The sequence below is a fragment of the Pseudomonas sp. B26(2017) genome (genome assembly GCF_002113045.1).
In the GTDB taxonomy this organism is placed as follows: Bacteria; Pseudomonadota; Gammaproteobacteria; order Pseudomonadales; family Pseudomonadaceae; genus Aquipseudomonas.
Window position 1 is genome coordinate 664,680 of record NZ_NEJJ01000001.1, and the last position, 9,318, is coordinate 673,997.

The 9,318-nt window shown below is 59.0% G+C and carries 7 protein-coding genes and 3 pseudogenes; 6 read left to right on the forward strand and 4 right to left on the reverse strand.

Going from position 1 to position 9,318, the window contains the following annotated elements; genetic code table 11:
• Positions 1-300 precede the first annotated feature (300 nt).
• The 6 genes and pseudogenes from CAF79_RS29630 to CAF79_RS02955 all read left to right on the forward strand — a co-directional run.
• A pseudogene (locus tag CAF79_RS29630) lies at positions 301-1,431 on the forward strand (cache and HAMP domain-containing protein); the annotation flags it as partial.
• A 333-nt stretch (positions 1,432-1,764) separates the two neighbouring features.
• Positions 1,765-2,292: pseudogene (locus CAF79_RS29635) on the forward strand (methyl-accepting chemotaxis protein); the annotation flags it as partial.
• Between the two features lie 164 nt (positions 2,293-2,456).
• Positions 2,457-2,903: a DUF411 domain-containing protein gene (locus CAF79_RS02940; protein WP_085696422.1), complete on the forward strand. Its 447-nt coding sequence runs from the start codon at positions 2,457-2,459 to the stop codon at positions 2,901-2,903.
• Positions 2,903-3,337 carry a YqaA family protein gene (locus tag CAF79_RS02945; RefSeq protein ID WP_085696423.1) on the forward strand — a complete coding sequence of 145 codons (435 nt, stop codon included), beginning with the start codon at positions 2,903-2,905 and terminating at the stop codon, positions 3,335-3,337. The genes CAF79_RS02940 and CAF79_RS02945 overlap by 1 nt, the downstream gene beginning before the upstream one ends.
• An 85-nt stretch (positions 3,338-3,422) precedes the next feature.
• Positions 3,423-4,448, forward strand: a complete 1,026-nt coding sequence (locus tag CAF79_RS02950; protein WP_085696425.1) for an alpha/beta fold hydrolase — start codon at positions 3,423-3,425, stop codon at positions 4,446-4,448.
• Positions 4,449-4,461: 13 nt separating this feature from the next.
• Positions 4,462-5,442 (forward strand): D-2-hydroxyacid dehydrogenase family protein, encoded by a 981-nt coding sequence (locus CAF79_RS02955; RefSeq protein ID WP_085696427.1) that lies wholly within the window; start codon positions 4,462-4,464, stop codon positions 5,440-5,442.
• Between the two features lie 34 nt (positions 5,443-5,476).
• On the opposite strand, the gene CAF79_RS02960 is transcribed toward CAF79_RS02955, so the two are convergent.
• From CAF79_RS02960 to CAF79_RS29090, 4 genes and pseudogenes are all read right to left on the reverse strand, one after another.
• A complete protein-coding gene (locus CAF79_RS02960) occupies positions 5,477-6,607 on the reverse strand; it encodes a hypothetical protein (protein ID WP_139832546.1) in 1,131 nt (376 codons plus the stop codon).
• Positions 6,597-6,779 carry a hypothetical protein gene (locus CAF79_RS02965; RefSeq protein WP_139832547.1) on the reverse strand — a complete coding sequence of 61 codons (183 nt, stop codon included), beginning with the start codon at positions 6,777-6,779 and terminating at the stop codon, positions 6,597-6,599. Before CAF79_RS02965 ends, CAF79_RS02960 begins: the two co-directional genes overlap by 11 nt.
• A 59-nt stretch (positions 6,780-6,838) precedes the next feature.
• Complete coding sequence (locus CAF79_RS02970; protein ID WP_085696432.1) at positions 6,839-7,969, reverse strand: hypothetical protein; 1,131 nt, start codon at positions 7,967-7,969, stop codon at positions 6,839-6,841.
• Positions 7,959-9,318, reverse strand: a pseudogene (locus CAF79_RS29090) (hypothetical protein); the annotation flags it as partial. The pseudogene CAF79_RS29090 and the gene CAF79_RS02970, both read right to left, overlap by 11 nt.

Below are 9,318 nucleotides of genomic sequence, written 5' to 3' on the forward strand. Positions count from 1 at the left end.
GTGGCACCAACTCCTTTCTGCACTTTTTTACAATTTTTGTACATTCACGATACAAACCGTAAACCGCCCGGAAATACGGGATTAGAGCGATCATGACAAGGTGATTAAAGTGGGTTTATTGCTCTAATGTTCGGCCCGGTTAGTTCTTGTGTATCAGGCCCGATACGTTCCTTTGGTCGGGACCGCTTTTTTTAGGACGAAAGTACCTAAAGCTTCCCGAGGACCCGACGATACGTTAGGAAACCCGCGCTGTTTTTTTCCCTGCCCACAATAAGAATCCCTGCTCAAGGACCGGTTTCCATGCCCGCATTCCGTACCATTCAGGCTCGCTACACGCTGTTTCTGGTTCTGTTCATTCTGCTGTTGTCAGTTCTGACGGTGGTTGGCATCAGCCAACTGGTCGCGCCCAAGCTGCGCCATACCGAAGAACAAGTCGTGCTCAACCGCATTGCGGAAGTGGCCGAGCAGATCCAGGGCGAATTGAACAAGGTCCAGGCGCAACAGCGCAGCATCACCCAGACCATTCCGTTGCTCGACAGCGCAGCCATCGACACCGTGTTGCCCGGGCTGGTGGATCAATACGGTGAACTGAAAGTATTCGGCGGCGGCATCTGGCCGTTGCCCGGTCAGCGTGAGGCCGGACGCAACAAGTTCAGTACGTTCTGGCACCGTGATGCCTCCGGCAAACTGGCGGTGAACACCTTCTGGAACAGCGACGCGGCCCCCAACTATTACGACCAGAGCTGGTACAAGGGCGGCATGCAGACCCCGCGCGGCCAGTGTGCCTGGGCTGCTGCCTATAAAGATGACGCCAGCGCCGAACCACGCACCAACTGCGCCATGGCCATTCAGAAAAACGGCAGCGCCTGGGGCGTCTCGACCATCGACGTGACCCTGGGCTTCTTCAACGATCTGGTGGCGCGCAAGGAAAAAGACCTCAACGCCGAAATGCTGATTGTCGAGGCCGACGGCAAGATCATCAGCAACAGTTCGCGCATCAGCGGGCCGATCGTGCTGAAAAACATCAGCGAACTGGCCGGCGGCTCCACCTTCGCCAGCCAGGTCAAGGCCGGATTGCAAAACCGCGAGCAGGCGCAGCGCGTCGAATTCGACAACCACGGTGAAGCCAGCACGTTCTTCATGCGTCCGATCGAAGGCACCCCGTGGTTCCTCGCCACCGCGCTGCCCACCAAAATGCTTACCGCCCAGCGTGACGACGTGCTCAGCAGTCTGAGCCTGTTGCAGATTCCGCTGGTGATTCTGCTGGTGCTGTTGCAGGTCTACGCGATCCGCCAACTGGTTTCGCGCATGAAAGCGCTGAAAGCCAATATCGATTCGCTGTCCAGCGGCGATGCCGACCTGACCCGGCGCATCACCATCCGCGCTGAAGACGAACTCGGCGCCATCGGGCATTCGGTCAACACCTTCATCGCCTACCTGCAAAACATGATCGGCGAAGTCACCCAGGCTACCGGCGCCATGGCTTCGAGCCTCGACAACCTGCAACGCACCTCGGCGCACACCAGCCAGATTCTGCTGCGTCACGCTTCGGAAACCGATCAGACGGTTACCGCGATCAACGAAATGAGCTCGACCGCCGAAAGTGTCGCGCAAAATGCCGCCGAAACCGCCGCCTTCACCCAGCGCGCCAACGAAAACGCCGACCGTTCGCGCATCGTGGTCGGTGAAGCGTCCGGCAGCGTGGTTGCGTTGATCGACGAGGTGGCCAGCGCCACCCACAAGGTAGAAAGCATGCAGCAGGACGCCCAGCGCATCACCGAAATCCTTGGTGTGATTGGCGCCATCGCCGGCCAGACCAACCTGCTGGCGCTCAACGCTGCGATCGAAGCGGCACGGGCTGGTGAACAGGGTCGCGGTTTTGCGGTGGTGGCGGACGAAGTCCGTGCCCTCGCCGCCCGCACGCAGGCCAGTACCTCGGAAATCAACGAGATGTTGACCCGCCTGACCCAAGGCGTGAGCTCGTCGGTCAGCGCCATGGAAAACACCCAGGCCAGCTGCCAGTCGGCCGCCGATGCCACCACCCGGGTCAACAGCGGGCTGGACGAAATGGCCGGTGCAGTCAGCCACATCAACAGCCTCAGCACTCAGATCGCCACCGCCGCCGAACAGCAAAGTGCGGTCACCGAAGAGATCAACCGCAGCATGGTGCAGATCCGCCACATGGTTGATGAACTGGTAGAAAGCGGCCAGGCCAGCGAACTCAACACCCGCCAGCTGCTGGAAGCCAACAGCCGGGTAAGCGCGATCATGGGGCGTTTCAAGGTGCGCTGACAGTTTTGTCATCTTGTGCTCAGCGGCCTGTCAGCTTTGATCTACGATCATATTGGCAGGCCTGCCTCGTATCACTTGGAAACACTCCGTTGATGCCCGGCAGGAAAAACCGGTCAAAATGCCTTCCTTTTTTGACCGTTTCTCCTTTGAGCCGAGAGCCCTCCATGCGAAACCATCTGCGTCTGGCCGCCCTGAGCGCATTGTTTATCTCCTCCCTGGCGCAAGCCGCCGACCTCATCCCGATCGAAGTCCACCGCGACGCCAACTGCGGCTGCTGCAAGAAGTGGATCAGCCACCTTGAAGCCAATGGCTTCAAGGTCGAAGACCACGTCGAATCCGACATGAGCAGCTTCAAGCAACAACACGGCGTACCGCCGCGTCTGGCGTCCTGCCACACGGCGATCATCAACGGCAAATTCGTCGAAGGCCATGTTCCGGCGGAACAGGTGCTGGCCCTGAGCAAGCGCGACGACCTGCTTGGCGTTGCTGCACCGGGTATGCCGATGGGCTCCCCCGGCATGGAAATGGACGGCATGAGCGATGCGTATCAAGTGATCGGTCTGAAGAAAGACGGCGCCGATGTGGTGGTGGCGGATTACCCGGCCCGTTGATGACGGCGGGTTATCTCGGGCTGTTCCTGGCCGCGTTTGGTGCAGCAACCCTGTTGCCGCTGCAATCGGAAGCCGTGCTGGTCGGGTTGCTGGTCAGCGATCGTTACTGGCTTTGGGGCCTGCTGGCGGTGGCGACGCTGGGCAACGTCCTCGGTTCGTTGGTGAACTGGTGGCTGGGGCGCGGGCTGGAACGGTTTCAGGACCGGCGCTGGTTTCCTGTCAGCCGCAAACATATGGAGCGCGCCCGGGTTCACTATCAGCGCTATGGTCACTGGTCGCTGCTGTTCAGTTGGTTGCCGGTCATCGGCGATCCGCTGACGTTGATCGCCGGGGTCATGCGCGAACCTCTTGGACGATTCCTGTTAATCGTCACTATCGCCAAAGGCGCCCGCTACGGGGTGCTGGCGATGCTCACCCTGGGCTGGCTCGGTTGAACGATCGGGCCCGGACATTGCCTGTGTTTAACGTCGCCCTAATCCGGCCGTTCCAGCATCGGCCGATTTCTTATGGAGTTGTCCTATGTCTGTGTCGCTGACCCGCTGGCTGCCCGGCCTGTTGCTGACCGCCGCCCTGCCCCTGCTTGCTCACGCCGAAGGCCCGCAATACGGCCTGGAACTGCAAGGTTTCGATTATCCCTACACCCTCAAACACTTTGCCTTTCAGTCTCAGGGCAAGTCACTGCAGATGGGTTACATGGACGTCGCCGCCCACGGCAAGGCCAACGGGCGCACCGTGGTCCTGATGCACGGCAAGAATTTCTGCGGCGCGACCTGGGACAGTTCGATCCAGGCCTTGAGCGAAGCCGGCTACCGGGTGGTTGCCCCGGATCAGATCGGTTTCTGCACCTCCAGCAAACCCGATCACTACCAGTACACCTTCCAGCAACTGGCGGCCAATACCCAGCAACTGCTCAAGGCCCTGGGCATCCAGAAAGCCACCCTGCTCGGCCACTCCACCGGCGGCATGCTTGCCACCCGTTATGCGCTGCAATACCCGGATCAGGTCGAGCAACTGGCGCTGGTCAATCCGATCGGCCTGGAAGACTGGAAAGCCCTCGGCGTTCCCTATCGCAGCGTCGATCAGTGGTATCAGCGCGAATTGAAAGTCACCGCCCAGGGCATTCGTGACTATGAACGCACGACCTATTACGACGGGCGCTGGAAACCCGAATTCGACCGCTGGGTCGACATGCTCGCCGGGCTGAGTAACGGCCCGGGCAAGACTCAGGTCGCATGGAACTCGGCGCTGATCTACGACATGATCTTCACCCAGCCGGTGTACTACGAGTTCAAGGACCTGAAGATGCCGACCCTGCTGCTGATCGGCACTTCCGACACAACCGCCATCGGCAAGGACATCGCGCCGCCGGAAGTGAAGGCCAAAATCGGTCACTACGAGGTGCTGGGCAAGCAGGTTGCCAAACTGATTCCTCAGTCCACGCTGGTGGAGTTCCCCGGCATGGGCCACGCCCCGCAGATGGAAGAGCCGGCGAAGTTCCACCAGGCACTGCTGGGCTGGCTGGACAAAACCAATCCCGTTCGTTGAAGAGGTAACGCTGATGGCGGTGCAGATTGCGGTGATCGATGACTGGCAGGACGTCGCGCGGGGCGTAGTCGACTGGTCGGTGCTCGACAGTCTCGGCAAAGTGACCTTTGTCCATGACTACCCGGCGGACAACGCCACACTGGCCGAGCGTCTGGGCCCATACGAAGTGATCTGCGTGATGCGTGAACGCACGCGCTTCGATGAGGACCTGCTCAAGCGCTTGCCGAACCTGAAGCTGCTGGTCACCGGCGGCATGCGCAACGCGGCGCTGGACATGCCGGCCGCCGCCCGGCTCGGGATCAAGGTCTGCGGCACCGACAGCTATAAGCACGCGGCGCCGGAACTGACCTGGGCGCTGATCATGGCCGCCACCCGCAATCTGGTGAACGAAGCCAACGCCTTGCGCGCCGGCCAGTGGCAGCAAGGGCTGGGTGGCGACCTGCACGGCAAGACCCTCGGCATTCTCGGGCTCGGCAGCATCGGCCAGCGGGTGGCGCAGTTCGGTCAGGTGTTCGGCATGCGCGTCATCGCCTGGAGCGAAAACCTCACCGCCGAGCGCGCCGAACAGGCCGGCGTCACCTATGTCAGCAAGCAACAGCTGTTCGAACAGGCTGACGTGCTGTCGGTGCACCTGGTGCTCAGCGACCGCAGCCGGGGTCTCGTCGATGCCCAGGCACTGGGCTGGATGAAGCCGACCGCGCTGCTGGTGAACACCGCGCGCGGGCCGATTGTCGACGAAGCGGCGCTGATCAAGGCCTTGCAGAAACAGCGCATCGCCGGTGCGGCCCTGGACGTGTTCGATCAGGAACCGCTGCCGGCCCTGCACCCGTTTCGCACCCTCGACAACGTGCTGGCCACGCCCCATGTCGGGTATGTCAGCCGCCAGAACTATGAGTTGTTCTTTTCACAGATGATCGAGGACATTCAGGCCTGGTCGGCGGGAAACCCCATCCGGCTGTTGAACAGATCGGACGCCTTGACCGGTGGTGGCTAAGCCACCGGGCAACCTCGCCATCGATAACATCCACTCATGCTCGGCGACCGTTGGTCGATGCCATACGCTGCACCTCGGCAAAAATCTCGGTGATCGGCCGATGCGGCTGGCGCTTTTGCAGTTGACGTACCTGCTCGCTCAGTCGCAGTAGCTCTTCACTCGGCTTGGCCCATTGATCCTCCGGCAGCGGTTCCGACCATTGGCGCATGGCCTCGGGCAGCGCTTGCTTGCCGATCCTTTCGGGACGCCGCACTTCCCATTCGACGAGGCGGTTGGGAATCGTCCACAAGGTCATGACGTGATAGAGGTACCAGAAAAACCCGGACAGCCGAGTGCGTGAACCTTCACGGATCTGCTGGTGCATGCGTGCGCGGGCATTGCGGAAGGTGTGCAGGCCTTCGTGGGGTGGGTCGTCTGGGCCTTGCAGTTCTTGCAGATCCTGGATCGATTTGAGGTCGTGGATTTCGTATTCCATGTAGCCGCGAATGGCCTCCCAATGGCTGATCGCGAGGGGCAGGCCGGCGCATTGGAATTCGAGGCTGGTGAGGGTTTCGCCGTGGTAGAAGCCGATGCCCATGCCGTATTGGCGGTGGATGCCGTATTGGGTGGCGCCCTGGGCTTCGATGATCCAGGCGGAGAGGGATTCCCAAGGGACGAAGACCGGCTCGGTGGCGCCTTCGGGCATGAAGCAGACTTCGCGGCGTTGGCGGTTGAAGCGGGTCGGGATGATTGAGGCGCGTTTTTTGTGGTTGTGGTGCCAGACGCCGAGGCCGATTACAAGCATCAAACACCCTACAAAAACCGAAACCCCTTTCCCTACATCGAAAAGCCCCTGGATAGCATGAGAGACATCATCCCAGCCATTACCAAATAAAAAGAACATAGATCCGCCAATCAGGGGGAGCAGGAACGCAGCCGAAAACGCAACGCTTAAAGGCCCACCCAAAGTCATTTGCCACATGAACACTTGCGGTGATCCCAACCCAAAATCCATGTAAGCATCATTCAACTCACCAATATGCGGGCCATAAGGTGGAATCGGTGTTGGTAAAGGTAACGGGGACAGATAGGTGACCTTACCACCCGGAAACGGCTCGACATCCCCTGCTTTTCGAGGTGTCTCGACTTGCGGAATAACTCCCGGCTCGATGTGATTATTCAGCATGATCGGCCTGCTCCAGAAATTGGGTTTCAACCAGTAGAACCGGTGGTTTCTCGTTCACCAGCTGCGGAGCAACCACCGCAAAATGCCCCTCTCCCCTAGGATCGATATGAATGACACGGGTGCGCGATGTCCATTCACCTTTGTCGTTCAAGTTCTGAATACTGACGGCCAATTCCGGAGTTTCCTTCGCTGGCGTGAATTCGGCCCCCGTTCGCTGTTTGGGAAAACAATTCATGCGCGGCGCTTACCCGTAGATCCCGTGCGCTGCACCTCGGCAAAGATCTCGGTGATCGGCCGATGCGGCTGACGCTTTTGCAGTTGGCGCACCTGCTCGCTCAGTCGTAGCAGCTCTTCACTCGGCTTGGCCCATTGATCCTCCGGCAGCGGCTCCGACCATTGGCGCATGGCCTCGGGCAGTGCTTGCTTGCCGATCCTTTCGAGACGGCGCACTTCCCATTCGACGAGGCGGTTGGGAATCGTCCACAGCGTCATGACGTGATAGAGGTACCAGAAAAACCCGGACAGCCGAGTGCGTGAACCTTCACGGATCTGCTGGTGCATGCGTGCGCGGGCATTGCGGAAGGTGTGCAGGCCTTCGTGGGGTGGGTCGTCTGGGCCTTGCAGTTCTTGCAGATCCTGGATCGATTTGAGGTCGTGGATTTCGTATTCCATGTAGCCGCGAATGGCTTCCCAATGGCTGATGGCAAGCGGCAGGCCGGCGCATTGGAATTCGAGGCTGGTGAGGGTTTCGCCGTGGTAGAAGCCGATGCCCATGCCGTACTGGCGGTGAATGCCGTATTGGGTGGCGCCTTGGGCCTCGATGATCCAGGCGGAGAGGGATTCCCAAGGGACAAAGACTGGTTCGGTGGCGCCTTCGGGCATGAAGCAAACTTCGCGGCGTTGGCGGTTGAAGCGGGTTGGGATGATTGAGGCGCGTTTTTTGTGGTTGTGGTGCCAGACTCCCAAGGTTATTGGGAGCATGAGAGGGCCTGTGAACATTATGTTTTCCCATGCCTCTTCAAAGATTGCGGCCATCGAATCCCATATGGCTTCCTGTCCATATCCAAAAATGACCCCAAGAAATCCTGTAATCAGCGGGAAGAGAAATAAAACCGTACAGGTCACGCTGAATGGTCCACCTAAAGTCATTTGCCACATAAATACTTGCGGTGATCCCAAACCAAAATCCAGGAAACCATCATTCATCTCCCCGACATGAGGTCCATAAGCAGGTATAGAGGTTGGCAATGGCAACGGTGCGAGATAAGTGACCTTACCGCTCGGAAATGGCTCGACATCTCCTGCTTTTCGAGGTGTCTCAATTTGCGAGATAACTACAGGTTCAACGTGATTATTCAGCATGGTCGGCCTGCTCCAGAAACTGCGTTTCAACCATTAGAATCGGTGGTTTCTCTTTGACCAGTTGTGCAGCAACCACTGCAAAATGCCCTTCTCCCCTTGGGTCGATATGAATGACGCGGGTGCGGGATGTCCATTCACCTTTGTCATTCAGGTTTTGAATACAGATGGCCAGCTCCAGCGTTTCTTTCGCCGGGGTGAATTCGGAATCGGGATCTACCGGGTACTGTAGGCAGAGCACCAAGCCTTCCGCTGAAGACTTGACGATGCGCAGGCTGCGGAGGACTTCTTCGCTGACCACATCCTTGCGCTCTCGCGGGGCTCCGCGACTATGAAGCGGCATCGAGAGACGATGGGCGCCGATGCCCAGCAGGTGAGTTGACTTGCCGCCAAGAGGTGGAGATAGATCACTCAACGTCAGCCTGGGCAGCACGAGATGGATATCGCTGGGTCTGGCTTTGAACAGCAGGTTCTTCAGCCAGGAGTCATACGGATTGGGTCCCAGCTGGACGTAAGGCGCGTGAATCAAAAAGGCCAGGTAACTCTGATAGTCCTCCAGCGAGTGGTCCCCCCGCATTTCGGCATCTCGGCTCCAAGGGGTGATCTTCAGCCACTTGTCGTGAGCGCTGAGGTTGTAGCGGTTGAACAGCCAGGTGCCGCTCAGCTCCAGGATGGTGAACAAGGCCCCGGCTAGATTGAAGCGGAAAAACACAGTAGAGAGACGCGTGCCCGCAGCGGCCCAAGCGGCTGTTCGTGCGGCCTGATTTGGTGACGAGAATACGGTGTAACCCGCATGCAAGGTGTTGGATAAACCATAAGCATTGGCAGCAGTCATTCCTCCAGCACCAAGAGTGGCTAACTCAGCGGCTCCCTGCGCCAAATGGTTGCCGCTGCGAATCGCCTGCTGCCAATTCTCTATCTGTTTCTTAAGACTTATTGCGGAGGACGCCAGCCCCAGACCATAGGTGAACAAGCCCAGCCCAATATGCAACTTCCCCATCTGTGCATGCACATTCAGCAAGGCATGCCGCTGTAACCCTGCAACCAGTTCAGCACTCCGTGTCCTCATCGCCGTATCCGCTAGACTTTGCGCAGCTGTAAATCCAGCAGCTCCTGTTGTGAGTAGTGCAGTAATAAAATTCGCCCGGTTCTTCCTGTTTTTTGTCTGCCCCATCAATTCCCGATAAGCCCCCACCAAATTCACCACCTGCACCAAAACCACCACCAATCCCATCCCTTCCGTCTTCACCAGGCTCCCCGCCGACACCCCGCCCAGTCCCGCCCGGATATTCCCCAACAACCCGCGCAGTTCCTGCTGCTGCGCCGGCGGAAACACCACCGTCACCCCTGCC